The organism is Streptomyces sp. NBC_00986 (assembly GCF_045162565.1).
Classification (GTDB): Bacteria; Actinomycetota; Actinomycetes; order Streptomycetales; family Streptomycetaceae; genus Streptomyces.
Map to the genome: position 1 here is coordinate 5,561,056 of NZ_CP108733.1, position 24,049 is coordinate 5,585,104.

Consider the following 24,049-nt stretch of genomic DNA (forward strand, 5'->3'; position numbering starts at 1 on the left):
GCCCGCCGCCCGGGTCAGAACTGGCTCGTGTCGAGGTCGAACCCGAGCGGCTCGGGCAGCGCCACGGTCTTGGAGATCTCGATCTCGGCGGCCCGGGTTTAGCGGTCCTCGGAGGGCTCGCTGTAGACGATGACCGTCCCGGCCTCGCGGTCGATCAACAGGTAACAGGGGATGCCCGCGCGCGCGTAGCCACGCAGTTCGGGACCGCGGTCGTTGACGGCGGTGGACTCGGGGGTCACCTCGCCGACGAGGACGACGGGCGCGGGGTCGTGATAGCGCAGGTCGTCGGCGAAGCTGCCCTTCGGGGCGATCACCAGGTCGGGGACGACCTTGCCGGTGCCGGACGCGTCCGGAACGTGCAGGCCGATACCGGTGTAGCGACCGTAGTCCTTTCGATGGTCCCGGACCTGCCCGGTGACCTCGGACACGATCTCCTCATGCTCCCCATTTGCCGAAGGCACCGCGTGGATCTTCCCTTCGATCAACTCCACGCGCCATCCCTCCGGGGCGGCAGCGTCGAACGCCTCGAAGGCGGCCTCCACCGAAGCCTCCATGCGCCTCTCCTCCGTCGGACTCGGATGAGGACTCAGTCGACGCTCTGGGGCGGTCAGTGCCACGGCGGACCTCCTTCGTACGGAGCGACCCCGTCAGCGTAGGCGAGAGGGCCGTCCGTGATCTCGTGATGCGGCACCCGTACGAGTGTGCGCGTGACGTTTCTTCGCTCGGAGATGCTGTGCGGGCGACGCTATTCGCGCAGGTCGGGGACGTTGTCAGACCTGCGTGCCACACTCGCGGACATGACCGATCGCTGGGCGCTCGCTCCGGCCGAGGGTGGTGGTGTGGAGGTCGCCGCCCTCGGTCCGGACGGGCTGCCCGTGGGGGCGGTGGGGCGGGAGCCGGACCTGGTCGAGGCCGTGCGGGGACGGCCCGACGTGGGGCGGTGGGTGTGGCGGTCCACGGCCGAGGTGTATCCGCTGCTGCTCGCCGCGGGGGTGCGGGTGGAGCGGTGCTACGACGTGGAGGACGCCGAGACGCTCTTGCTCGGGCACGAGGGGCGGCACGGTGAACCGCGGTCGGCGGCGGCCGCGCTGGCCCGGTTGCGGGGCGGGGCCGTACCGCCGGATCCGCCGCAGCGGGCCGCCGAACCGGGCGCGCAGCCCTCGCTCTTCGAGCCGCAGAGCGTCCATCTCCCGCTGGCCGACCTGCTCGCCGTGTACGCCGAGCAGCAGCGACGGCACGACGCCACCACCCACCCCGACCGGATGCGCCTGCTCACCGCCTCCGAGTCGGCGGGGATGCTGGTCGCCGCCGAGATGAACCGGGCCGGGCTGCCGTGGAGCGCCGACGTGCACCGGGAGATGCTCCACGAGTTGCTGGGCGATCGGTACGCGGGCGGTGGTGAGCCGCGGCGGCTGGCCGAGCTGGCGGACGAGGTGTCCGTCGCCTTCGGGAGACGGGTGCGGCCGGATCTCCCCGCCGATGTGGTCAAGGCCTTCGCCGAGGCCGGGATCAAGGTCAGGTCGACCCGGCGCTGGGAGATCCAGTCCCTCGACCATCCGGCCGTGAAGCCGCTGCTGGAGTACAAGAAGCTGTACCGGATCTGGGTGGCGCACGGCTGGTCCTGGCTGCAGGACTGGGTGCGGGACGGGCGGTTCCGGCCGGAGTTCCTCGCGGGCGGCACGGTCACCGGTCGCTGGGTCACCAACGGCGGGGGCGGGCTGCAGATCCCCAAGGTGATCCGGCGGGCCGTGGTCGCCGACCCGGGCTGGCGGCTCGTCGTCGCCGACGCCGACCAGATGGAACCGCGGGTGCTCGCCGCGATCTCCCGCGACCCCGGGCTGATGGAGGTGGCCGGCCGCGCCACCGACCTCTACCAGTCCGTGTCCGACCGCGCCTTCTCCGGCGACCGCGACCAGGCCAAGATCGCCGTGCTCGGCGCGGTCTACGGCCAGACCTCCGGCGACGGCCTCAAGAACCTCGCCGCGCTCAGACGCCGGTTCCCCAAGGCGGTGGCGTACGTCGACGACGCCGCGAAGGCGGGCGAGGAGGGGCGGCTCGTCCGGACCTGGCTGGGGCGGACCTGCCCGCCGGTGGCCGGGGGCGAGGACGCGGCGGAGGAGGCGGGCATCCCGCAGGACGACCCCGTCACCGCCCCCGCCGACCAGGGCTGGGTGCCGGGTTACGCCTCCACCAACTCCCGCGCCCGGGGCCGCTTCGCCCGCAACTTCGTCGTCCAGGGCAGCGCGGCGGACTGGGCCCTCCTGATGCTGGCCGCGCTCCGGCGGTCCTGTGCGGGGCTGGCGGCCGAGCTGGTCTTCTTCCAGCACGACGAGGTGATCGTGCACTGCCCCGAGGAGGAGACCGGGACCGTGGCCGCGGCGATACAGGAGGCGGCGGACCTCGCCGGTCGGCTGACGTTCGGGGAGACGCCGGTGCGGTTTCCCTTCACGGTGGCGGTAGTTGAGTGCTACGCCGATGCCAAGTAAGGCCTACGGCTGAGGAGGTCGACGCGCGTCACACTGCGACAACAGCTCGCCGAGCTCCCGGACGACGACCTTCTCGTCCGTCCCGTCGAGCGCGTCGAGGGCGGCCCACCATGCGTCGTACGCCTCGTGCTCGCGGCCCTGTTCCCTTAGCAGCAGGCCGAGTTGATGCCGGGCCAGGCCGCCCATGTAGCGGTCGGCGCGGGCGTCCGCGCGGCGGAGGAGTTCGGCGCACTCGGTGTGGGCGCGTGTGGTGTGGGCGGGTTCAGTGTGAGTGCCTTCGGTGTCGGCTCGTTCGGTACGGGCTCGTTCGGTCCGGGCTCCTTCGGTGCGGGTGTCTTCGGTACGGGCTCGTTCGGTGCGGGTGTCTTCGGTACGGGCTCGTTCGGTACGGGCGTCTTCGGTACGGGCTCGTTCGGTACGGGCGTCTTCGGTACGGATGTCTTCGGTACGGATGTCTTCGGTACGGACGTCTTCGGTACGGATGTCTTCGGTACGGATGTCTTCGGTGCGGCCGAGGAGGCGGAGGGCGCGGACCAGGCCGAGGCGGGTCTGGGACTCGCCGTGCCAGTCGCCGTGGCCGCCGAGGATGCGCAGGCTCTCCTCGAAGTGCGGTACGGCGGCGGCCGGTTCGCCGAGGGTGAGGTGGGCGTAGCCGATGTTGCAGTGCGCGGAGTGCTGCACGATGACGGCCCCGATCTCGTCGCCGATGGCCAGGGAGCGGCGGTGCTGTTCGATGGCGGCGCGGGGATCGGTGTGTTCGTACAGGTTGCCGAGGTGGCTGTGGGTCACGGCCTCGCCGTACGGGTCGTCCAACTGCCGTGAGTGGGCGAGGCTTTGGCGCAGGGCGACGCCCGACTCGGCGTAACGGCCCAGACCTTCGAGGAGCAGGCCGCGGTTGTTGAGGCAACGGCGGATCCAGGAGACCGCGTCGAGCCGCCACCAGATCGCCAGGGCCTGGTCGTTGAGCACGAGGGCCTCGTTCTGGCGGCCGGTCAGGAAGTGCAGCCCGGCGAGATCCCCCAGTGCGTACGCCTCCGCCGCCGCGTCCCCGAGCCGCCGGGCCGCGCCGAGGGCGGCCCGGCCGAGCACCTCCGTCTCGGCGACCCTGCCGCTGCGCAGGACGTAGGGGAAGAGGAGCCGGACGAGCGTCGAGACGTGGGCGGTCCGGCGGAGATCGAGGGTGTCGCGGTACCGGGTCACGAGCGCGACCACGTTCTCCAGCTCCAAGTCGCCCCAGGCGAAGGCGTCTTCGGGGCGGGGGAAGGGGGTGGTGGCCGCGACCTCGGTGGGGTGGCCGGGGGGCTGCGCGGCGGTCGGTCGGCGGCGGTCGTCCTGGTCGAGGCCCGGTTCGACGATCGCGGTGAGGGTGCGTTCGGCGTGGGCGGCGTACCAGGCGAGGGCGGTTGCGATGAGGTCGGTTGCGGCGGGGGTGACTTCGGAAAGAGGGGCCTCCATGAGGTCGGCACCTACGAGGGCGCCCTTCCCTCCCCTGTCACCTCCCTTGCCCACCTCCCCCTCCAACTCCCCTTCTCTCTCAGCCAGTTCGCGGGCGAAGTCGCGGACCAGGTCGTGGGGGGCGTAACGGCCGTACGACGTCTCCTCCAGCAGGGCTACGTCGACCAGGCGGTCGAGGGCTGCCTCGGCTCGGCGTTCGTCGGTGTCGGCGAGGCGGGCGAGCAGGGGTGCGCCGTAGGCCGGGAGGTCGAGGGTGCCGATGTGGTGCAGGGTGCGGGCCGCGTCGCGGTCGGTCTCGCGGTCCGAGGCGGCGAGGGCGTCGTGGGCGACGGCCAGGGAGCGGCGGACGCTGAGGTCGTCGTACTCCAGGTGGCGCAACCGGCTTTCCGTGGCGGCGAGTTGACCGGCCAGGACGTCCGGGGTGAGGGCGTGGCGGGCGGCCAGTCGGGCGGCGACGATGCGCAGGGCGAGCGGGAGGCGGCCGGTGAGTTCGACGAGCGGGTGGGCCGCGTCGAGGCCGTCGCGGCCGGAGACCGCGCGCAGCAGTGCGGCGCTGTCCTCGCCGGACAGGGGGGTGAGCGGAAAGCGGCGGGCGCCGTCGAGCGCGGTCAGCGGGGAACGGCTGGTGACGATCACCGCGCAGCTGGCGCCGGCCGGCAGCAACGGCCGTACCTGGGCGGCGTTCTCGGCGTCGTCCAGCACCATCAGCGTGCGGGTGGGGGCGAGCAGGGAGCGGAGCAACGCGCTTGCCGCGTCCGGGTGTTCGGGGATGTGACGTGGTTCGGCACCGAGGTCGCGGAGCAGGGCGTGGAGCGCCTGGCCGGAGGCGAGGGGGGTCATGCCGGGGGTGGCGCCGTGCAGGTTCACGTACAACTGCCCGTCGGGGAACCGGCTCCGCAACGCATGCGCCGTGTGCAGCGCGAGCGCGCTCTTGCCTACGCCGGCCATGCCGGTGATGACCGTGATGACGGCGAGGGGTTGCGCTCCGGGGTCGGCGGAGAGGGGCGCGAGGGTGTCGTGCAGGGCGTGGGAGGTTTCCGTACGTCCGGTGAAGTGGGCTGGTGGGGGCGGGAGTTGGGCGGGGTGGGGGGCGGGCTGGCCTCGGGAGTCGGGGGCGGCGGGGTGGGAGGCAGTGGGCACGTCAGGTGCGGAGGGTGCGCCGGACACGTTCATCGGCTCGTCCGCGCAAGCGGCCTCGACGACTCCGACACGACCTGGAGCCCCACTGTGACCTGCGTCCTCGATGAGACCGGCATCCTCGACCCGACCGCCGTCCTCGATGAGACCCGCATCCCCGACCCGACCGCCGTACTCAATATGCCCGGCGTCCGCCCCCCGTTCCGCCCCCGCGCCCCGCACCCCCGCCGCCCCGCGCGGCAGGTCCCACGCCTCCCGCACCTCCGTGCCCTGCGGCATCTCCGCGCGCGCCTCCCGAGCGCGGGCCCGCTGCGGCACCTCCCCGTCCCGAGCCGTCGCCCCTTGCGGCCTTTCCTCCCCCGCCTGACGAGCCGCCTCCCGAACCCCCACCCCCCGCAACACCTCCACGTGCGCCCCCCGGACCCCCGCCCCGGGCTCGATACCGAGCTCCTCGATCAGGCGGTTGCGGAGGTCCCGGTGGACGGCGAGGGCCTCCGCCTGGCGGCCGGTGTGGTGGAGGGCGAGCATCAGCTGGCGGTGATAGGACTCGCGGAGGGGGTGGTCGGCGACCAGTGCGGCCAACTCGGGGACGAGGGCGCCGAGGCGGGGGCCGCCCAGGGCCAACTCCGCGTCGTAGCACCATTCGAGGGCGAGGAGGCGGGCCTCGGTCAGACGCTGCGCGAAGGCGTAGCCGCCGAGTTCGGCGGGGACTCCGCTGAGCGGGGTGCCGCGCCAGAGGGCGAGGGCCGCCGTGCAGGCGCGGACCGTGGCGGGCCAGTCCTTCGCCGCGTGCGCGGTGCGGGCCGCGGCGACGTGGGCCTCGAAGACGTGGACGTCCAACTCGCCCTCGTCGACCCGGAGTACGTATCCGGGCGGTACCGCGCGCAGCCGGTCGGGGTCGTCGAGGAGGCGGCGAAGGCGGGTCACGTGGTTGTGCAGGGAGGCGTGTGCGGACGCCGGCGGCGAGCCGCCCCACAGGGCGTCCTTCAGGGCGTCCACGGAGACCACTCGGCCGGGTTCGAGAAGCAGCGCGGCCAGCAGCACCCGCACCTTGGGGCTGCCGACGGGGTGCACGGCATCGTCGTCGACCGGGTCGAAAAGGACGGGCGTGCCCAGCAGTCCGAACCGCAGCTCGTACCGCATCACACCGAACCCGTCACCCTTCCGCGCGACCTCTCGTGACCGCGCCCCTTGGCGGATATCCGCCCTGTTCACGACGGTTTCCCGCCAGCTTGCCGTGGCCGCCGAACACCGGAACCGTTGCCGTACCGGGTGTCTCCCGCCACCGTCCGGCGACTTCAGGCCACGCGGCCCAGGAGCATCGTGCGCACCATTGGCCACATGTTAGCGATTCGTTGGTGCGACCTGATGTGATCACATCATCGGATCTGGCCCGACGGTGCGCGCGTACGACGCGCAGCTCGGGGGAGTGTCGCCGTCGCGGCCGGGTCCGGGGGCGCGAGAGGGCCCCGGTCGGCGGAGGTGACCGACCGGGGCCCTCGTCCCTTACATCCGAGGTATTACGGGTCGGCCGGCTACCCCTGAGGTACTACGGGTCGGCCGGACGCCTCTGAGGTACTACGGGTCGGCCGGACGCCTCTGAGGTACTACGGGTACTACGGGTCGGTCAGATGACCGGCGGGCGCCCCAGCCGCGTCAGCCGCCACACCGTCCGCCACCGCATCGGCCGCCGCTCCCCCGCCGGTTCGCGCACGCCCTCCACGAATCCGCCGAACCAGGCCCGCAGCCCGGCGAGCGACCGTGTCCGTACGAGCGTGAGCAGCGTCCAGATGCCCAGGTGGACCGGGATCAGCGCGAGCGGGAGCCGGCGGCGGACCAGCCAGACGCGGTTGCGGGCGGTGACCCGGTAGTAGATGGCGTGCCGGGCGGGCGAGGTCTTGGGGTGCTGGAGGAGCAGCTCGGGGGCGTACAGGATGCTCCAGCCGGCGTCGGCGGCCCGCCAGGCGAGGTCGGTCTCCTCGTGCGCGAAGAAGAACTCGGCCGGCCAGTCCCCCGTCTCGGCGAGCATCGCCATGCTCAGCGCGTGCCCGCCGCCCAGGAACCCGGTGACGTACCCGCCCTCCATCGGATCCCCCGCGCCGACCCGCGGCACATGGCGCCGCTGGGTCTCCCCGTGCTCGTCGGCGATCCGGAACCCGACGATGCCCAGGCGGGGTTCGGCCGCGTACAGATCGCGCACGCGGCGCAGCACGTCCGCGTCGACGAGCAGTCCGTCGTCGTCGAGTTCCACTACGACGTCCACGTCGCCGAACGCGCGGAGCCGGGCCAGGCCCACGTTGCGGCCGCCGGGGCAGCCGAGGTTCTCGTCGAGGTCGATGATGGTGACCTCGCCGGGGAGGGAGAGCCGGTCGGTGAACTCCGGGAGTCGGCAGCCGTTTCCGACGATCACGATCCGGGTGGGCGGAAGGTCCTGCTTGGCCACGGACTCGAGGAGCGCGTCGACCTCCGCGGGCCGGTTTCCCATGGTCACCACGGCGACGGCGATCCTCGGCTCGACCACGTCGCTCACTCCATCCGGCACGTCTCTCGCTCCATCCGGCCATCCGGCGATGCCCGCGCCCTGACCGCGCGGCACTCCCCGTTCACCAAGATGTTGCCTCAGGTCGGCCGGTTGCTCCGACTCAAGTTCATTTTGCGGGACCTTTGTTGTGGCTTTGCCGGTTTTCCCTCCGGCGCACGAACTTCAGCCCCGCCCAGTCGTCCCCCAACGCGGCGACCTTCACATCGACGACACCGAGGGGGAGGAAGAGGTCCCGCAGATGGTTCTCGGTGAGGTCGCTCGCGTGCCCCGCGGCCCTGCGCGGCCAGGCGATCCAGAGCATGGCGGTGTCGGCGAGCTCGCGGACCAGTTCCGGTCCCTCCGCGTCCAGTTGCCGCCGCTCCCGGTAGAAGGCGACCGTCACGTCCGCGCCACGCGGACCGCAGGCGGTGACCTCGCAGTCGTCGGGGAGTCCGGGAATGGTCCAGAGGTCGGGAGCATGGCGCAGACCCACCCGGTGGCCGGGCTTGACGCCGATCTTCTTCGCGAGGGGGGTACCGGAGTAACCTCCAACTGCTGCAGGGGAGTTGACCATGTCCCGACCTCTCGTTCCTCAGTCGCCGCCCCGCCCGGCGAGGGCCTTGCCGATGGCCTCGCCCGTTTCGAGGGCCGTGAGGTAGGGGCGTACGTCGTGGGCTTTCGCCCCATTGTGTACGGGGACGTCGTCGACCCGCTTGCCGAACGCCGGCGCGAGTTCCTTCACCAGCGCCACCGCGTCACCCCGGTCGGCGATGTTGGTCCACGCCTTCACCGGGGCAGGCCAGCGGGCCAGTCCGTCCCGGGGCGGCGGCACCAGCCGGTCGAACACCGTCCCGCGCACGGCCAGGGGCGAGCCGAGCGTCACCAGCGGTGTCCTTGCGGCGGGCGGAGGCCAGGAACCACAGACCGGTGGAGCCCGTGCCGGTGGGATTGCGGGCGAGCCGGTTCAGGGCGACCGTGGCCGCGTCCGCGCTGCCCGCTCCGCCCGCGCAGGTGTCGAGGATCAGCAGCAGATGCCGTAGGTCCCCCTTGCCGAGGATGCGCACCAGGTCCTCGGTGGCGAGGGCGGTGGCGGCGAGATCCTCGGGGTCGGAGTCCCAGGTGAACAGATAGTGCCGGTCGCGGGGTTCGACCGCGCCGTGCCCCGCGAAGTAGAGGACGACCGCGTCGTCGCCGGTGGGGGCGGTGTCCGCGAACCAGTGGCGCAGCTTCTGACGGATCTGCTCGGCACCCTCGTACTCACCCAGCCCGGGCAGTACCGCTGTGTAGCCGAGCCCGGTGAACAGATCCCTGGCCGCCGTGATGTCGTCCGGTACGGAGGCGAGTTGCTCGCCCTCGGGAAGGTGGCGGTACCGGCCGCTGCCCAGCGCAATAAAGAATCGTCGCTCCACCCAACCGCCCCACCGCTGCGTGTCACCGTCCCGGGAGCAAGACTGTAGCCACCCGGTCGCTCCGCGCACCGGGGAACCAGGAAACCCCGGCCCGGACAGCAGCCTCCCCGTCACGCCCTTCTTCTACGACAACACCCGGCGCCCCGTCTCGACCGAGACGGGGCGCCGTATCTCAAGTGACCGCGTGCCGGTGTCAGCCGGCGATGTCGAAGGTCGCCGCCTTGGGCACGAACGTCGTGTCGCCGTCCTTGGCGGTGGCGAGGGCCGAGACGTACCAGGTGCCCTTGGCCGCCTCGGCCGCCTCCTTCTTGGTGACCTTGAAGGTGTAGGTGCAGCGGGAGGTGTCGTCCGAGGTGCTCCCGCACGTGGCGGACTCGACGTCGCGCAGGTCCGTCGCGGTCGGCTTCAGCTTCGAACTCGCGGGCCAGGCGACGATCTTGAGGCCGCGGATGCCCGAGTTGTCACTGACGTCCACGGTGTAGGTGAAGGAACCGGCGCCGTTCGCGGAGGGGGCGGTGTAGTGGGCCGAGCCGTTCTCCAGGGCCGGCTTCTCGGGGGCCGCCGAGGCGGCGGACGCGGCGAGGCCGCCGGCGACGACTCCGCCGACCGCGGCGACGGAGGCGAGGGAGAGGAGAAGAGCGCGCTTGGACATGGACATGGGAAATCCCCCTGTGTGATGTGGATGGTGTGGGAGGCGGTGGTCGACCGCTTCCCTCGATGTGATCGAGCCTAGGAGCGAGGCGGGGTCCGGTCCTCAGGCGGAAGGACGGTTGGCGCGTCGAACCAGAGATAGAGAAGGGCGGGACCGTAATCCCCCTTCCGCCTGACCCGGGCCCCTCACCTGCGCCCATAGCCTTTGAGTGTCATGAAACGAACCGACGACCGGCTGCTCCCGGTCCTGCTGATCTGTGCCCAGGCCCTGGTGTGGCCGGTGGCTCCGCTGCTGCGCGGCACCGTGCCGACCGCGGCCGACCTGCTCGTGGCCGCGCTGGTCGCGGGATCCGTGACGGCCGCGCTCGCCCTGCGCCGTACCCGTCCGGTGATCACGCTCATCGTGGTCGCCGCCGCCTGCGCGGTGGGCGCCGGCCCGCTGCCCACCGGGGCGATGGCGGTCTTCGGCACCGCGGGCGTCGCGCTCGCCCTGTTCACGGTGGCGACCGAGCGCGCCACCTTCACCACGGTCCTGTGCGTGGTCACGCTCGCGCTCTGGCAGTTCCTGCAGAACATCACCCTGCACGGGCTCAGCGACAACAACGGCCTCGACCTGGTCCTGATCACCCTGCTCTACGCCACCGCGTGCGGCGCGGGTTTCTCCGTACGCCGCACCCGACGCGCCCGCCAGGCAGCCGAACTCCTCCTGAACCGCGCCGAGACCGAGCGCCACCGCCTCCCCGCGGCCGAACGGCGCCGTATGGAACGGGAGTTGCACGACGTCAGCGCCCACCACCTGACCGCCGTCGTCGTCACCGCCGGCGCCGCGCTCGGCCTGCGCGAACGCCGTCCCGAACTCGCCGCCGAGGCACTGGAGTTCGCGACCGAGACGGGCCGCGAGGTCACCCGGGCACTGAGCGCGGTCCGTGCCCCGGCCCCCTCCCGCGAGGAACTCCCCTCCCCCGAGGAGCGGTTGCGCTCCCTGATCGCCGGCTTCCGCCGCCTCAACCAACCGGTCGACTTCGAGATCGACCCCCTCCCCGACGGCGCCGTCGCGGACGCGGCCTACGGCATCGTCCGCGAGGCCCTCACCAACGTGGCCCGCCACGCCCCCGGCGCCCACACCACGGTGACCGTCCGCTACGGCGACACCCGCACCGACATCGTCGTCACCAGCGCGGCCCCGCCGTCCGGCACCCCGGCCCACGGCGCGGGCCTGGGCGGCGGCCGAGGCCAGGGCTTCCTCCGCTCCCGGGCCCGGGAAACAGGCGGCACCCTGACCACCGGCCCTACGGCGGAAGACGGTTGGGAGGTACGAGCGACCCTCCCCGGCCGTACGGCGGCCCCGGCGGAACACGTCGTCCCACGCAGCTACCGCGCAGCCCAGGTCGTCGCCGCGATCGGCCTGTGCTTCCAGCCCCTGCTACCGGTCCTGATCATCCGCGCGGACGCGACATCGACCAGCACGCATGTGTCGGCGGGCGTCCTGTTCACCTTGCTGGCAGCGGCGCAAGCGGTAGCACTCCTGTGGCTGCGCAGAGCACCGAGGACGGTCCAACTGGCCTTGCTGGGCTTGGCGTTGCTATGGCCATTGGCAATGTCGGTGGGCCACTACACAGGCCCGGTACTGCTACCCCCGACCCTGAGCACCTTGGCAACATGCGCAGCGGTGATCTCCCTCAAGGGGCGCGGGGAACTGCGCGACCAGCCCCCACCGACCCGCACCTACCGACCGCCTCGGGCCCCCGTCTCCGTCTTTTCGATCGCAGCCACAGCCGCACACACCACCGCCCTGACGATCGCCATCCTGCACCGAGGCACAACACTCCCCACCTGGGCGGTACCCACGGCAGCAACTACCGCTACCGCACTGGCAATTGGCGCGTCCTACTACGCCGGATCCCTGATCGCCCACCGCAACCAGGCAACCCAGGGCACCCGAACCGCACAACTGGCCACCTGGACAGAAGAAGCCGTTAGAGACGCCTGGGCAGAACGCCGCCGCATCGCAGCGGGACTGGAGACCACCGTCCTGGCCCGCACCGCAGACATGATCACCGAGGCACAGGCAGGCCACCTCGACGAAACAGCCACCCGCGCCCGAGAGGCCCTCGCAGCGATGCGCGCCCTCCTGGACGCGGTCCGGGACGCCGACGAGACGACAGCCCCCGACCTACGCCCCCAACCCACCGTCCAGGCCCTCGACCTGCTGGCACACCAGTGCCGAGCCACCGGCCGAGACGTACAGATACGCGTCACCGACCGCGTCCCCGACCGCCTCCCCACCGAGGTGGACCTCGCCGCCTACCACGTCGCCGAAACCCTCCTCGCGACCGGCGACAACGACCCCGCCGTACTCGAACTCGACGCGGACGGCAGTACGTTGACGATCACGGCCACCGGCGTACCCCGCGCCGCGGACACCGCCGTACAGACCCGCCTCACGGCAAGGATCGCGCCGCTCGGCGGCACCCTGACGGCCGGCCGCCCACCGGGCACGGTCCACCTCCGGCTGCCGCTCACGGCACCGGACGACGAGGAGAGAGAACGATGAGCCTCAGGGTGCTGGTCGTCGACGACCAGGGCATCGTCCGCGCGGGCTTCGCCGCCGTGATCGACGCCGAGGACGACATGACGGTCGTCGGCGAGGCAGCCGACGGGGCCACCGCGGTGGTCCTCGCCGCCGAACTCGCCCCGGACGTGGTCGTGATGGACGTCCGGATGCCCGAACTCGACGGCATCGCCGCGACCCGGATCATCACCGCCCGGGAGAACGCGCCGCGCGTCCTCGTGCTGACCACCTTCGACCTCGACGCCTACGTCTTCGACGCCCTGCGCGCGGGAGCCTCCGGCTTCCTCCTCAAGGACGTGCACGCCTCCGAACTCCTCGCGGGAATCCGGGTGGTGGCGAGCGGCGAGAGCGTGCTGGCCCCGTCCGCGACCCGCAGGCTGATCGGCCACTACGCGTCCGGCGCGGGCGCGGGTTTCCGTTCCGACGCCGAGAACGGCCCGCGCGAACTGGAGAGCCTCACCGGCAGCCAGCGCAACGTCCTCGCCCTGCTCGCCTCGGGTCTCAACAACGCGGAGATCGCGGCGGAGTTGGACATCACCGTCGGCACGGTCAAGTCCCACGTCAACGCCCTGCTCCGCAAACTCGGCCTGCGCGACCGCGTCCAGGCCACGATCCTCGCCTACGACCTCGGCATCACCCGCCCGAACCCACCGGGCGCCGAGCACCTCTGACGATCCCTGAACAACCCTCGACACCTCTTGCCCCAAGGCCATTTAGGAGTACAGCCATGCCCAGCACCGACGCCGACGCCGCCCGTTCCCCGCTCCACCGAGTCACCCAGAACCTCCGCAACCCCTTCGCCCTCGCCTACCTCGGGATCTGCGTGGCCATCGTCGTCTGGACGGTCGTCGTGACCGTCATGGACGACTCGGGCGAGTCCATGGCGGGCGTCGTCCCGATCCTGGCGACCGCCCCGGCCAGCCTCGTGGTCCTCGTACTGCCGGGCGGCAAGGCCATGTTCTTCGTCGCCGTCGTCATCGGCGCCCTGGTGAACGCCTCGGTCATCGGCTGGTGCGCCCGCGCACTGAAGCGCGGCAACCAGTCCGACGCCACCCGCTGAGCCCCGGGCAGGACTAGGCTGGGGGCGCGGTGTTCGCCCTGCTTCGCATCGGGCACAACCACCGCGTCGAAGGACTGCGGCATGAGGCACGCGCCCTGCACCACGCACCAACCGACCACGACCCACGAAGAACGGCCCCTGCGCCCCCTGTTGACGGCCGTTCCCCCTCCCCCGGACCCGGCCCTGCTGGCGGAACTCCTCCAACTACGTGCCCAGAACAGTCAGTTGGCACTGGCCCTGGAGACCCGGGCGGTGATCGACCAGGCACGCGGCATGGTGATGGCCCTCGCACCGTGCACCGGCGACCGGGCCTGGGACCTGTTGGTGGGCGTCTCCCAGCACTGCAACATCAAGCTCCGCGTCGTGGCGGCGGCGCTGGTGGCCACGACGGAGGACACGACGCTCCCGGCCGACATCCAGCGGGAGTTGCGCCGCGCGCTGCGCCGCCTCCACGCGGCGGAGCGGCCGTAGCCCGTACGGGATGGGGACGGCACCGGGAGCTGTGGTTCCAACTCTCCGGTGCCTTCGTCCAGAACGGCCGACGGACGCCCCCACTGGGTAGCCCGGCCCGCCGGACCTAAACAGTTCGAGAACTACGTGAACTGCGGGACCCGTCCTGGACCTATTCGGGACGTTGCGTCCGGTCGTTGTGCGCCAGCCCGTCCGGATGGTCCTCCGTCCGTTCGCCGAGCGGAAGTACCAGTACCCGTACGGGAGTTGTGTCGTCCTCGCGTTGGATCCGCCCGACCTCCCGCCACCCCCACCCCTTGAGGGCGGCCAGGACCCACCGGGCGGACTCGTCCACCAGCGTGACGCCCAGCGAGGCCTGGTGGTCGGTGAGCAGCCGCTCCTGCATCAGGCGGGCGAGGCCGCGGGCGTGCTGGTGCGGATGGACGAGGGTCTCCAGGATCGCGAACACATGCCCGGACGCCGTGAGTTGCTCCAGGTTCTGGGGCAACTGCCCGTCGAATCCCTGCCACCACGATCCGTCGCGCGGCACGGAGAAGCCGCAGACACATCCCGCCAGGGCCTCCGCCTCGGCGACGAGCATGTCGAAACCGGGCAGTTTCACGTCGTCGGCGAGCCGGAGCAGGAACTTCTGCCGGTCGTTGAACTCCTCGCCCGCGTCGGCGTCGGAGGACTCCACGTACAGATCCGCGAGATCCTCCCGCAGGCCCTCGGCCTGCCAGCGGTTCAGCCGGCGCAGCCGAACAGTGTCCATGGCGTCCGCCACGCCCATGACGGTCGACTCCGGCTTCTGGCCTTCGGGTTCGTGCGCTTGCAGCGGGCTGCTCATGAGACGCCTCGGTTCGGAAGACTCGGTGGGGCGGTACGGCGCCGGGGTCTGGGACGTCTGTCCAGCAGCATAGCCGCGCATGTCACGAAAACCCGTTCGAATGAAGCCGTTTGAAGGCGACCCCACCGGGCACTCGTCCGGTGTGCTTCGGACCGGAGGCACCCCCGTGGGAGCGGTGTTCGCTGCTCCCCAGTGTGCTGCGGTCCCCCGACCCCACGGTGAGTGACACCACCGAAGAGGGAGCACGTCCCCATGCAGGCCGAACGCACACTCAAGTCCCGTACCACCAAGCGCACTTACGACGACTCCCCCGACACCGACGCGTCGTTCCGCCGGATCGCCGCACTGCCGAACGGTCCGGAGCGGGCGGCGCTGTGCCAGGAAGTGGTGTGCGCGTGGATGCCGATGGCCGTACGGCTGGCCCGGCGCTTCCGGCACCGCGGCGAGTCCGCCGAGGATCTCACGCAGGTCGCCCAACTCGGCCTGGTCAAAGCGGTGTCACGCTTCGACCCGAGTCTCGGTACGGCCTTCCCCAGCTTCGCGATCCCGACGATTCTCGGCGAGGTGAAGCGGCACTTCCGTGACGAACTCTGGGTCGTCCACGTCCCGCGCCGGGTGCAGGAACTGCGCGGTCAAGTCCGGTCCGCCGACCACGAGTTGAGCGCCACGCGGGGCGGGTCGACCTCCGCCGTCCACGAGATCGCCGCGCACACCGGACTGACGGAGGCCGAAGTACGCCTGGGCCAGGGGGCGTTGGAGGCCTACACCGCCTGGTCCCTGGACGCCGTACCCGGCCACCCCACGGACGGCCACCCGCTGACGGACACCCTCGGTGACGTCGAGCCCGACTTCGACCTGATCGTCAACCGCGAGGCGCTACGCCCGCTGCTGCGGGCGCTGCCCGAGCGGGAGCGCGAGATCCTCTACATGCGCTTCTTCTGCGAGATGACGCAGGCCCGCATCGGCGCGCAGCTCGGCGTCTCCCAGATGCACGTCTCCCGCCTGATCACCCGCACCTGCGCCCGCCTGCACGACCAGGTGATGGCCGAACCGCGCGCGTTCAGGAGGGCGTCGTAACGAGGTCCGGCACGTTCGCCGCCTCGGCGACCAGCTGACTCCCGGTCGACGTGCGCAGCGGGTCGCTCGCGGCGGTCATCAGCCAGGCCGCCGTGGCGGGGTCCGTCTCCGGGGGTATGACGAGCAGGTCCCAGCGCGAGGTGCGGTACGACAGGAGCAGCAGCTGGTGGGGATCCTGCTCGGCCAGGAACCAGCCCACCTTCACGACATGCCCGTCGACCGGCACCTTGCGCGGGAAGGCGGCCGGCCAGTGCGTGGGGTTGACCGTGACCCGCGTGATCCGCCCCCACAACGGATCGAGTACGGCGACCAGTTGGGGAAGTTCCGCCCCCAGATCCCGGGAGTGGGGCCACCAGGCACCGTCCAGCAGAGCCGGCTTGGAACCGAGGGGAGCCAGCGAGATACGGAGCGCGGGGGTGGTTGCCCCGTCCTCGGGTGCCGGCGCGGATGAAACGGGCGCAGTCATGACGCGAACCCTGCTCTGGACCGATCGCAACCGGCCCGGCGTATTCGATCGCCGAAAACGACACGGGCATGGAGGCCGGTGCGCGAAATACCCTCGGTGTCTTCGAGCCTACTCCTCCCCTGTTCAGGCACCGCCCCAGCCGGTCGTCGTACCGCCGGACGGCCCTCGTACTTCCGGCCGAGGCCCAGCTCCGGAACCGGCCGCCCGGCCGAGGCGGCGGGCCCCCGTGCGGGAGGAAGCTCTGAGGACAGCAGCCGGTGAGGACCGGCCGCACCGCGCATCGAGGAGCTCCGCATGAAGCGCATCGTCATCGCCCTGGCCGCGGCCGCCGTACTGGCCGGCGGCGTCGTGGTGGCATGGAACGTGTTCGACAACTCGTCGGTCGCCACCGCGAGCGGCCCTGACCACACGGTGCCGCGCGCCGAGGTCGAGAAGCAGGCCAAGGAGAACTACGCCATCCCCTTCGTCCAGGACGGCCCGCAGTCCGTGAGCTGCCCGGGCGGGCTGCGCGCGAAGATGGACTACACCGTGGCGTGCACCGCCGTCTTCAAGGGCGAGACGAAGAAGATGCTGATCTCCGTCACCGGAGTGCACGGCGACCGCGTGAGCTTCGACTACGGCCTGACGAAGTAGGCGGTGCGGCGCGGCAGTTGGTGCGGGGCACGGCGACCGGCCGGATCAGCGGTCGCCGACCACACCGCACCGCCACGCCCAGGCGGCGATCTCCACCCGGTTCCGCAGCTTCAACTTGCCCTGGACGCTGGCCATGTGGGTCTTGACGGTGGAGAGCGACACGAACAGCTCGGCGCAGATCTCCTGGTTGGTCCGCCCTTCGGCGACCAACCGCACCACGTCGAGTTCCCGTCCGGTCAGGGGACTTGAGGACACCTCGGCCCGCCGGGCGGTCTCCGCCGCGGGCCGCTGCTCGCCGATCCGCTCCAACAGCCGTACGGTCACGGCGGGCGACACCAGCGCGTCACCGCGCGAGGCCGCGCGCACGGCCTCCACCAGCAGCCCGGGTCCCGCGTCCTTCAGCAGGAACCCGCAGGCGCCGCCGTGCAACGCCCCGTAGACGTAGTCGTCCTGGTCGAAGGTCGTCACGACCACCACCCGCAACGGATCGACGGCTTTGGGCCCCGCGAGCAGCCGGGTCACCTCCAGCCCGTCGAGCTTCGGCATCCGGATGTCGACGAGACACACGTCGGGCCGCAGCTTCCTGGCCAGCTCCACGCACTCCGCGCCGTCGGCCGCCTCGCCCACCACCTCGATGTCGGGCTGGAGTTGGAGGATGAGCCGGAATCCGGTGCGCACCATTTCCTGATCGTCGGCGATCAGAACCGTGATACGTCTCCCCGAACCGCTCGCGTCGGCACCGGCGTTGGCCTCGGTCATGCGGGCGATCCTGCCACAGCCCCGCGCAACGGAAACTCCGCCGTCAGCCGCCACCCTCCGTCCTCCGCCCGGCTCGCGTGCAGCGTGCCCCCGACGGCCTCGGCGCGTTCGGCCAGCCCGACGAGCCCCAACCCGCCCCGGCCGCCGAGCGGTTCGGCGTTCGGCGCGGCCCGCCGCGAGGACGGCGCGTTGTGCACCTCGACCCGAAGCCGCCGTCCGTCCGCGTCGTCCTCCCCCGCCAGCGCGACCCGCACGGACACGGACGGCGATCCCGAGGCATGCCGCCGTACGTTCGTCAGCCCCTCCCGCACCACGTTCCGCACGGACGTCTCCACCTCGGGATCGGGTCGCGCCTGCCGCACCTCGGCCGCGACCTGGAGGGTGGCGGGGGCATCGCGTTCGGCGAACGCGGCGACCAGTTCCCCGAGTTCGGCGAAGAGGTCACCCGGCCGTACCGCCCGCCCGTCGTCCTCGCGCAGCACCCGCACCAACTTCCGCATGGACTGCAGGGTTTCGGACCCGGCCCGCTCGATGTGCCCCAACAGCACGTCCACCTGCTCGGGCGCGCTCTCCCGGATCGCCCGCGCGGCCTGCGCCTGCACGACGATCCCGGTGACGTGGTGAGCGACGAAGTCGTGCAGTTCCCGGGCGAGTTCGAGCCGCTCGCTCTGCCGCACCTCGGCAACCGCACGCCTTCTGCGGTCGTCCAGGCTGCGCAGATAGCAGCCGAGCCCGACGGCGGCACCCGTGGGGAAGGTCAGCAGGAAGGAGAAGACGACCCCGTTCACGTCCAGCCGCATCGGCGCCGCGATCACGGCGACACCGAGCGCGGCGCCCAGAGTCGCGGCCGCCCAGGGCGACGGCACGTCCTTCGCCGTACGCACCAGCAGGAGCAGCAGACACAGCGTCTCCAGCAGCCCCCACCCGGCGAAGGAGGGCGTCACGGACGTGAGCAGCCCCAGGGTGACCGCCCAGGAGACGACCACGGCCGCCCCCGCGCCCCAGGGCAACGCCGGCGCCCTGCCGGGCAGCAGCAGGGCCGCCGCGGCGACGACGCCGGGCACCACCCTCCACCAGACCCCGTTCCCCTGGAGCCCGGCGGTGGTGACGACGGAGGCCACGTCGAGCACCCACAACAACGCCATGACCAGGGCCAACGCGGTGAGCGCGGTACGGCGGGACAGCCGGGAGAGGGCCGTCTGCTCGTCGCCCAGATTCTGATCGTCCAGTTCTCGCACAACTCGCAGCGTAGGGGCGCCCGTTGCCGCCCGGCCTCGGCCGAAAGGACGACGCGCGGGGCGCGAACCGGTCGCCCGGCCGAGGCGGAGTGCCCTGGCGGAGCGGCATGTTGGGCCCATGAACCCCACCCCACCTCCTGTTCCTCCGCCGGTGCTGCAGGGCATCGCGCTGTCCAAGTCCTTCGGGTCGACGCACGCGCTCGACGCGGTGGACATCGCGGTGCGCTCCGGCGAGTCCGTGGCCGTGATGGGCCCTTCGGGTTCGGGCAAGTCGACGCTGCTGCACTGCCTGGCGAACATCGAACGCCCGGACAGCGGACAGGTGTTGCTGGACGGCGAGCGCATCGACCAGCTGCGCGAGCCGCACCGCAGCGAGTTGCGCCGGGCCCGCTTCGGGTTCGTCTTCCAGTTCGGCCAGTTGCTGCCCGAACTCCCGGCGGTGGAGAACGTGGCACTCCCCCTGATGCTCGGCGGCACACCCCGCCGCGAGGCGGAACGCCGGGCCCGCACCTGGTTCGCACCCCTGGGCCTCGACGGCAAGGAGGACAGCCGCCCCGGCGAACTCTCCGGCGGCCAGGCCCAACGGGTCGCTCTGGCAAGGGCGTTGGTAGCCGGCGCCGGGGTCGTCTTCGCCGACGAACCGACCGGCGCCCTCGACCAGACGACGGGCCAGGAGGTGATCAGCCTGCTGGTGCGGGTCACCAAGGCCCAGAACACCGCGCTGGTGGTGGTCACCCACGACGAGTCGGTCGCCCGCTGGTGCGACCGTACGGTACGGGTGCGGGACGGGCGGATCGTAGAAGAGACGGCGACCACGCGGGGCGCCGTAGCGAACACGGGAGCCGGCCGGTGAAGGCCAACCACACCACATGGACGCTGACTTGGCGCCTGCTGCGGGGCGGTGGCCGCCACGGCAACCTCGGCGTGGCCCTCTCCGTAGCCGCCTCCGCCCTCTGCACGACACTCCTGTTCCTGTGCGTGGCCGCCAACTTGGGCTTCGGCGCCCGCGCCGCCCACACGCACTGGCGCACCCCCGCGAAGTCCAACTCCGCGCAGGCGGTGGCGATCCAGGCCGTGGCGACCACGTTCGTCGACGGCGACCCGGTGACGGTCGTAGACGTAGCGGCCCTCCCGGGCAGGATGACCAGTCCCCCCGCACCACCCGGCATGCCCCGCTTCCCCAAGCCGGGCGAGGTGTGGACCTCACCCGCACTGTCCGAACTCCCGGGTTGGCGAGGGGTGTTGGGACTGTCGGGGCTGTCGGGGCTGTCGGAGTCGTCGGGGTCGTCGGGGTCGTCGTCCGGACTCCCCACAGGCACCCTGGGCCGAGCCGCACTGGCGAGGCCGGGCGAGCTGGTGGCAGTGGTCGGTCGCGAGGTCGGCTCCCCGGCGATGACGACGAAACGCGGCACGGACCCCCGCCGCCCGGGCGACATAGTGACCCCCACCCCCATAGCGAACTTCAAGGGAGCACGCCCGGCGGACGGCATGACCACCCAGTACCAGGACCTGACAAAACTCGCGACAGCCCTGGTGATCATCCCCCTCCTGCTCCTCGGCGCCTCCTCCGCCCGCCTGTCCGTCTCCCGCCGGGACAGTCGGCTGGCCCTGCTGCGCCTCCTGGGCGCGGCACCGAGCCGCATCGCGGGAATGGCGGCGGCGGAGGCGGCACTGACGGCCGCGGCAGGAGCGGTGACGGGCGCGCTGGGCTACGCGGCGTCGCTGCCCCTGGCCTCCAACGTCCCGGTGGCGGGCGGCAGTTGGTACGTGTCAGACCTCTGGGTGGGCGTACCGGTCCTCCTCGCCGTCCTCACCGGCGTGGTCCTGATGGTGACGGTCAGCGCGCTGGCGGGCCTGCGCCAGGTGGTCGTAGGCCCGTTGGGAGTCGTACGCCGTTCCCGCACCCCCCGTCTGAAGGCCGTACGCGCCCTGCTGTTCGTCGCGGTCCTCCTCGGCTACTGGCAGCTCTCCAAGGGCAGGCCGCTGGACATCAACGCGGTGGTGTACTGCTGCGCGGCCGTCTTCGCCGCGCTGTCGGTGATCGGCCCGTGGGTGGTGGGGACACTGGGCTCCCTGGTGACGGACCTGGCCCGCCGCCCCACCACCCTCCTGGCCGGCCGCCGCCTGCTGGACGACCCCAAGTCGGTCTGGCGCGCGGTCTCGGGCCTCACCCTGGCAGGCTTCGTAGCCGGCTTCTTCGCCCTGTTCAGCGTCGCGGCGGGCTCCCCGTGGGCCACCCCCGGCCAACTCTCCCTCGCCGTACCGAGCGGGCGGGTCGCGGCGGTGCGGGAGCTGGCGGAGGTTCGGTTGAGGGATGCGGGGATCGGGGCGACGGTCGGTGTGACGACGACGTGGGTGTCGACGGGCACGGGGGCAAGTGGTGGCGGTGGCAGCGGGGTTGAGGGCGAGGATGGCGGTGGGAGCTCGGGTGGCGGTGGCGAACGTCAGCTGACGGCGACCCTCACCGACCCGACCCGCCTGGACGCGGCACGCGCCGCGCTGACCGGCCTCACCCCCGGCCAGTACCCCCTCACCGGCACGGATGTCGACTGGCAGTCACGCGAGTTCGACCACGACTTCCACCTCTCGACCCTGACCGTCCTGGCCGCCAGCTTCGCCATCGCCATCGCCTCGACCGGCATCACAGCAGCCTCCTCGGTCCTGGACCGCCGCCGCACCTACGGCCTGCTCCACCTCGCCGGCACCCCCCTCCGCGTCCTGGACACGGCGAGGCGCACGGAGTCGGTACTGCCGGGTGCGGTACTGACGACCGGCGCGGTACTGACGGGCCTGTTCTGCGCGGCTCCGCTGACCTTCGCCGGCGGCACACCACATCCGGACGCCCGGGGACTGACCCTCCTCGCCTGTTGCCTGGCGCTGGGCTTCGCGGGGTTGGCGGGGGCGAGCGCGGCCAGCCGGCCGTTGCTGCGGGAGGTGGTGCGGGGTGCGGGGCCGCGCCCGGACTGACCCCGGGTAGAGAGCAGGGCATGTGCGGCCGGTTGTCCTGTGCTGCCTCGTTTCACGTCGTCCAAAGGTGTCCGGCGCTCACCGCGCCGGGCGGGCCGCACGATGACCCGGAGTTTCCGTGGAGCCGGGTACGGCAGGGAGCGCGTGCCGTAGCGGGCGCTGAACGGCAAGGAGCCCGGCGGCGCGGTGATCGTGCCGTCGGGCTCCTTGCCGTCGGGTCAGGCCTCGATGTCGACGACGATCTTGGCGTCGGCCGAGCCGTCCTCGACGGCCGCGTGGGCCTGGGCGACCGTGTCCAGGGTGTAGCCGCGGGGGTCCAGCAGCGGCTTGAGCAGACCCGCGTCGGCCAGGGCGGCGGCTTCGCGCAGGATTTCGCCATGGTGCTCGCGGCCCTTGCCGGTGAGCATGGGCAGCAGGGTGAAGACCCCGGAATAGGTGGCGCCACGGAAGGAGAGCGGGGCCAGGCTGTGGCTGCCCCAGCCCAGGGCGCTCAGGACGTGCCCGGTGTAAGTGCGCACCGCGGCAAAGGAGTTGTCGAGGACGGTGCCGCCGACGGTGTCGAAGACGATGTCGAAGCCCTCGCCGCCGGTGTGGGCGGCGACGTACTCCTCCACCTCGGTGCCGGCGTAGTCGATCGCGGTGGCGCCGAGCAGGCGGACGGTCTCGGCGTCGGCGGCCGAGGCGGTGGCGAAGACCTCGGCGCCGCGGGCGCGGGCGATCTGCACCGCGACGTGGCCGATGCCGCCTGCTCCGCCATGGACCAGGACCTTGTGCTCGGCGCCGACCCGGGCCCGGTCCACCAGGCCCTCCCACGCGGTGACGACCGACAGCGGCAGCGCCGCGGCCTGGCGCATGGTCAGTGCGGCGGGCTTGTGGGCGAGCAGGCGGGCGGCGGCGGCGGCGTACTGCGCCAGTGAGCCCTGCAGGTCGCCGACGCCGCCGCTCAGCCCGTACACCTCGTCGCCGACGGCGAAGCCGGTCACCTGCGGCCCGACCTCCTCGACCGTGCCGGCCAGGTCCAGGCCCAGCACCGCGGGCAGGACAGTGCGGGCGTGTGCGGCCTGACCGGCTCGGATCTTGGTGTCCAGGGGGTTCACGCCGCTGGCGGCGATCCTGACCAGGACCTGGCCTGCGCCGGGCACCGGCTTGGCGATGTCGGCGAGTTCCAGCGGGGTGGCGAATTGTCTGAGCACGGCTGCGCGCATGGTCACTGTCTTTCGGTGGGTGCGAGGGTGGCCGCCGTCATGAGGGGCGGTGGAGATGGGGGTGGGTGGCTTCGGTTGTGTGCGGGGTGGGGTGGGTGGCTTCGGTTGTGTGCGGGGTGGGGTGGGTGGGGGCTAGTCGCGCCCGCGCGGCGGAGCCGCATATCGACACAGCCCCGCGTCCCTAGGGCATCAGGTCTCGCGGGGTGCGGGTGGGTGGGGGCTTGTTGCGCCCTGCGTGCGGCACCCGGCGGTGGGTGCGCGGGGTACCGTACGCGACAGATCCCTCGCACGTCGTCGCCGCGGGGATCACGGCCGTAGCAGCCACTGGGTCTCGGCGCTCGCGCGTGAGGGGCGCCAGCCTCGCCGCGTAGGCGTCACGCGGCCGGGCGGGAGCCCGGCAACTGCCACCTCCTGCCCGCCCGTTCCTCGACAGGCGCGCCGCGTTCGCGCTGAACACCCGTCAGCCGTACCGAATCCGGGGCGGCCCGACCGAACATCGGCGTGACATCTCCCACCCCGCTCGAAGTTCTGCTTCATCCCGTGGTTCCCGATGGCCACCGGCCGGCCGGCGCGCCCCGGCGGCCCGCTGGACACGCTCGCCAAGGAGCACGGCGCGAGCCCTTCCCAGCCGGCCCTGGCCTGGCCTGGCTGCCGCGGCGCTCCCCGGTGATGCTCCCCATCCCCGGCACCTCCCGCGTGGCCCACCTGGAGGAGAACACCCGGGCCGCGCAGATGACCTTGGCCGACGCCTAGTTCCAGGCACTCGGCCAGGCCGTCTGACCAGCGCCCCGGCCCCTGGCAGGCCATCCCGACGCCAGACGGGCTCGACGGACCTCGGGCTCACTCCCCAGGAGTTGCAGAAGCCACGCTCACGGCCTCGGGCCTGACGAACAAGGCGATCGGCGAACGGCTCCACCTCTCCGCCCGCACGGTCAGCTGCCACCTCTCCAACGTGTTCCCCAAACTCGGCGTCACCGCCCGCGCCGGCCTGCGCGACGCACTACAAAAAGCAAAAGCCCCAGGTCACGGCGAGTGAGTCCTGAGGAAGGCCGCCACGGGTGGCAAGAGCGGACTGACCGAGGTTGCAGGTCTCCCACAGACTCGTCGTCCGTGTGC

The 24,049-nt window shown here is 72.0% G+C and carries 19 protein-coding genes and 4 pseudogenes; 11 read left to right on the forward strand and 12 right to left on the reverse strand.

Annotated features, from left to right (window positions below):
- Positions 1-14 precede the first annotated feature (14 nt).
- A pseudogene (locus OG504_RS24560) lies at positions 15-554 on the reverse strand (Uma2 family endonuclease).
- A 243-nt stretch (positions 555-797) separates the two neighbouring features.
- Here OG504_RS24560 and OG504_RS24565 point away from each other — a divergent pair.
- Entirely contained in the window at positions 798-2,486 is a 1,689-nt protein-coding gene (locus OG504_RS24565) for a bifunctional 3'-5' exonuclease/DNA polymerase (protein WP_405991744.1), read from the forward strand.
- 3 nt (positions 2,487-2,489) lie between these two features.
- Here OG504_RS24565 and OG504_RS24570 read toward each other — a convergent pair whose 3' ends face one another.
- The 6 genes from OG504_RS24570 to OG504_RS24595 all read right to left on the reverse strand — a co-directional run bounded on the left by OG504_RS24570 (position 2,490) and on the right by OG504_RS24595 (position 9,666).
- The gene (locus OG504_RS24570; RefSeq protein ID WP_405991745.1) at positions 2,490-6,221 is read right to left on the reverse strand and encodes a BTAD domain-containing putative transcriptional regulator; all 3,732 of its coding nucleotides are present in this window, start codon (positions 6,219-6,221) and stop codon (positions 2,490-2,492) included.
- 484 nt (positions 6,222-6,705) lie between these two features.
- Positions 6,706-7,599, reverse strand: a complete 894-nt coding sequence (locus OG504_RS24575; RefSeq protein ID WP_405996417.1) for a glycosyltransferase family 2 protein — start codon at positions 7,597-7,599, stop codon at positions 6,706-6,708.
- 127 nt (positions 7,600-7,726) lie between these two features.
- The gene (locus OG504_RS24580; protein ID WP_405991746.1) at positions 7,727-8,173 is read right to left on the reverse strand and encodes a DUF3052 domain-containing protein; all 447 of its coding nucleotides are present in this window, start codon (positions 8,171-8,173) and stop codon (positions 7,727-7,729) included.
- Positions 8,174-8,191: 18 nt separating this feature from the next.
- Positions 8,192-8,389: a hypothetical protein gene (locus tag OG504_RS24585; protein ID WP_405991747.1), complete on the reverse strand. Its 198-nt coding sequence runs from the start codon at positions 8,387-8,389 to the stop codon at positions 8,192-8,194.
- A complete protein-coding gene (locus OG504_RS24590; protein WP_405991748.1) occupies positions 8,355-9,008 on the reverse strand; it encodes a caspase family protein in 654 nt (217 codons plus the stop codon). The genes OG504_RS24585 and OG504_RS24590 overlap by 35 nt, the downstream gene beginning before the upstream one ends.
- Positions 9,009-9,201: 193 nt before the next feature.
- A complete protein-coding gene (locus OG504_RS24595; RefSeq protein ID WP_405991749.1) occupies positions 9,202-9,666 on the reverse strand; it encodes a DUF5707 domain-containing protein in 465 nt (154 codons plus the stop codon).
- A 207-nt stretch (positions 9,667-9,873) separates the two neighbouring features.
- Here OG504_RS24595 and OG504_RS24600 point away from each other — a divergent pair, with 207 nt between their 5' ends.
- The 4 genes from OG504_RS24600 to OG504_RS24615 all read left to right on the forward strand — a co-directional run bounded on the left by OG504_RS24600 (position 9,874) and on the right by OG504_RS24615 (position 13,762).
- On the forward strand, positions 9,874-12,213 hold the full coding sequence (locus OG504_RS24600) for a histidine kinase (protein ID WP_405991750.1): 2,340 nt from the start codon (positions 9,874-9,876) through the stop codon (positions 12,211-12,213).
- The gene (locus OG504_RS24605; protein ID WP_405991751.1) at positions 12,210-12,902 is read left to right on the forward strand and encodes a response regulator; all 693 of its coding nucleotides are present in this window, start codon (positions 12,210-12,212) and stop codon (positions 12,900-12,902) included. The genes OG504_RS24600 and OG504_RS24605 overlap by 4 nt, the downstream gene beginning before the upstream one ends.
- A gap of 56 nt (positions 12,903-12,958) precedes the next feature.
- Positions 12,959-13,291, forward strand: a complete 333-nt coding sequence (locus OG504_RS24610; RefSeq protein ID WP_405991752.1) for an SCO4225 family membrane protein — start codon at positions 12,959-12,961, stop codon at positions 13,289-13,291.
- An 81-nt stretch (positions 13,292-13,372) separates the two neighbouring features.
- The gene (locus tag OG504_RS24615; RefSeq protein WP_405991753.1) at positions 13,373-13,762 is read left to right on the forward strand and encodes an ANTAR domain-containing protein; all 390 of its coding nucleotides are present in this window, start codon (positions 13,373-13,375) and stop codon (positions 13,760-13,762) included.
- Between the two features lie 151 nt (positions 13,763-13,913).
- Here the strand turns inward: OG504_RS24615 and OG504_RS24620 are convergent, their stop codons facing one another.
- Positions 13,914-14,588 carry a hypothetical protein gene (locus OG504_RS24620; RefSeq protein ID WP_405991754.1) on the reverse strand — a complete coding sequence of 225 codons (675 nt, stop codon included), beginning with the start codon at positions 14,586-14,588 and terminating at the stop codon, positions 13,914-13,916.
- A 252-nt stretch (positions 14,589-14,840) separates the two neighbouring features.
- On the opposite strand from OG504_RS24620, the gene OG504_RS24625 reads away from it, so the two are divergent.
- Positions 14,841-15,665 carry a SigB/SigF/SigG family RNA polymerase sigma factor gene (locus OG504_RS24625; RefSeq protein ID WP_405991755.1) on the forward strand — a complete coding sequence of 275 codons (825 nt, stop codon included), beginning with the start codon at positions 14,841-14,843 and terminating at the stop codon, positions 15,663-15,665.
- Positions 15,666-15,675: 10 nt separating this feature from the next.
- On the opposite strand, the pseudogene OG504_RS24630 reads toward OG504_RS24625, so the two are convergent.
- Positions 15,676-16,131: pseudogene (locus OG504_RS24630) on the reverse strand (DUF5994 family protein); the annotation flags it as partial.
- A 294-nt stretch (positions 16,132-16,425) separates the two neighbouring features.
- Between OG504_RS24630 and OG504_RS24635 the strand changes: the two are divergent.
- Complete coding sequence (locus OG504_RS24635; protein WP_033286352.1) at positions 16,426-16,764, forward strand: DUF4333 domain-containing protein; 339 nt, start codon at positions 16,426-16,428, stop codon at positions 16,762-16,764.
- A gap of 45 nt (positions 16,765-16,809) precedes the next feature.
- On the opposite strand, the gene OG504_RS24640 is transcribed toward OG504_RS24635, so the two are convergent.
- Together OG504_RS24640 and OG504_RS24645 are read right to left on the reverse strand one after the other, a co-directional pair.
- The gene (locus tag OG504_RS24640; protein WP_405991756.1) at positions 16,810-17,523 is read right to left on the reverse strand and encodes a response regulator; all 714 of its coding nucleotides are present in this window, start codon (positions 17,521-17,523) and stop codon (positions 16,810-16,812) included.
- Positions 17,520-18,761, reverse strand: coding sequence for a sensor histidine kinase (locus tag OG504_RS24645; RefSeq protein WP_405991757.1), 1,242 nt, complete (start codon positions 18,759-18,761; stop codon positions 17,520-17,522). The genes OG504_RS24640 and OG504_RS24645 overlap by 4 nt, the downstream gene beginning before the upstream one ends.
- A 118-nt stretch (positions 18,762-18,879) precedes the next feature.
- Between OG504_RS24645 and OG504_RS24650 the strand changes: the two genes are divergently transcribed.
- The gene (locus OG504_RS24650; protein ID WP_405991758.1) at positions 18,880-19,614 is read left to right on the forward strand and encodes an ABC transporter ATP-binding protein; all 735 of its coding nucleotides are present in this window, start codon (positions 18,880-18,882) and stop codon (positions 19,612-19,614) included.
- The gene (locus OG504_RS24655) at positions 19,611-21,728 is read left to right on the forward strand and encodes an FtsX-like permease family protein (RefSeq protein WP_405991759.1); all 2,118 of its coding nucleotides are present in this window, start codon (positions 19,611-19,613) and stop codon (positions 21,726-21,728) included. The genes OG504_RS24650 and OG504_RS24655 overlap by 4 nt, the downstream gene beginning before the upstream one ends.
- Before the next feature lie 218 nt (positions 21,729-21,946).
- Here OG504_RS24655 and OG504_RS24660 read toward each other — a convergent pair whose 3' ends face one another.
- Entirely contained in the window at positions 21,947-22,933 is a 987-nt protein-coding gene (locus OG504_RS24660) for a zinc-dependent alcohol dehydrogenase family protein (protein WP_405991760.1), read from the reverse strand.
- A gap of 532 nt (positions 22,934-23,465) precedes the next feature.
- Between OG504_RS24660 and OG504_RS24665 the strand changes: the two are divergent.
- Positions 23,466-23,686 (forward strand): annotated as a pseudogene (locus OG504_RS24665) (aldo/keto reductase); the annotation flags it as partial.
- 109 nt (positions 23,687-23,795) lie between these two features.
- Positions 23,796-23,969: pseudogene (locus OG504_RS24670) on the forward strand (helix-turn-helix transcriptional regulator); the annotation flags it as partial.
- Between the last annotated feature and the right edge of the window lie 80 nt (positions 23,970-24,049).

Bases quoted from the DNA above. Each gene is read 5' to 3' on its own strand.
- OG504_RS24595 (WP_405991749.1), bottom strand. From the start codon at position 9,666: ATGTCCATGTCCAAGCGCGCTCTTCTCCTCTCCCTCGCCTCCGTCGCC.
- OG504_RS24650 (WP_405991758.1), top strand. From the start codon at position 18,880: ATGAACCCCACCCCACCTCCTGTTCCTCCGCCGGTGCTGCAGGGCATC.
- OG504_RS24660 (WP_405991760.1), bottom strand. From the start codon at position 22,933: ATGCGCGCAGCCGTGCTCAGACAATTCGCCACCCCGCTGGAACTCGCC.
- OG504_RS24640 (WP_405991756.1), bottom strand. From the start codon at position 17,523: ATGACCGAGGCCAACGCCGGTGCCGACGCGAGCGGTTCGGGGAGACGT.
- OG504_RS24580 (WP_405991746.1), bottom strand. From the start codon at position 8,173: ATGGTCAACTCCCCTGCAGCAGTTGGAGGTTACTCCGGTACCCCCCTC.
- OG504_RS24605 (WP_405991751.1), top strand. From the start codon at position 12,210: ATGAGCCTCAGGGTGCTGGTCGTCGACGACCAGGGCATCGTCCGCGCG.
- OG504_RS24620 (WP_405991754.1), bottom strand. From the start codon at position 14,588: ATGAGCAGCCCGCTGCAAGCGCACGAACCCGAAGGCCAGAAGCCGGAG.
- OG504_RS24570 (WP_405991745.1), bottom strand. From the start codon at position 6,221: ATGCGGTACGAGCTGCGGTTCGGACTGCTGGGCACGCCCGTCCTTTTC.
- OG504_RS24565 (WP_405991744.1), top strand. From the start codon at position 798: ATGACCGATCGCTGGGCGCTCGCTCCGGCCGAGGGTGGTGGTGTGGAG.
- OG504_RS24615 (WP_405991753.1), top strand. From the start codon at position 13,373: ATGAGGCACGCGCCCTGCACCACGCACCAACCGACCACGACCCACGAA.
- OG504_RS24600 (WP_405991750.1), top strand. From the start codon at position 9,874: ATGAAACGAACCGACGACCGGCTGCTCCCGGTCCTGCTGATCTGTGCC.
- OG504_RS24625 (WP_405991755.1), top strand. From the start codon at position 14,841: ATGCAGGCCGAACGCACACTCAAGTCCCGTACCACCAAGCGCACTTAC.
- OG504_RS24635 (WP_033286352.1), top strand. From the start codon at position 16,426: ATGAAGCGCATCGTCATCGCCCTGGCCGCGGCCGCCGTACTGGCCGGC.
- OG504_RS24610 (WP_405991752.1), top strand. From the start codon at position 12,959: ATGCCCAGCACCGACGCCGACGCCGCCCGTTCCCCGCTCCACCGAGTC.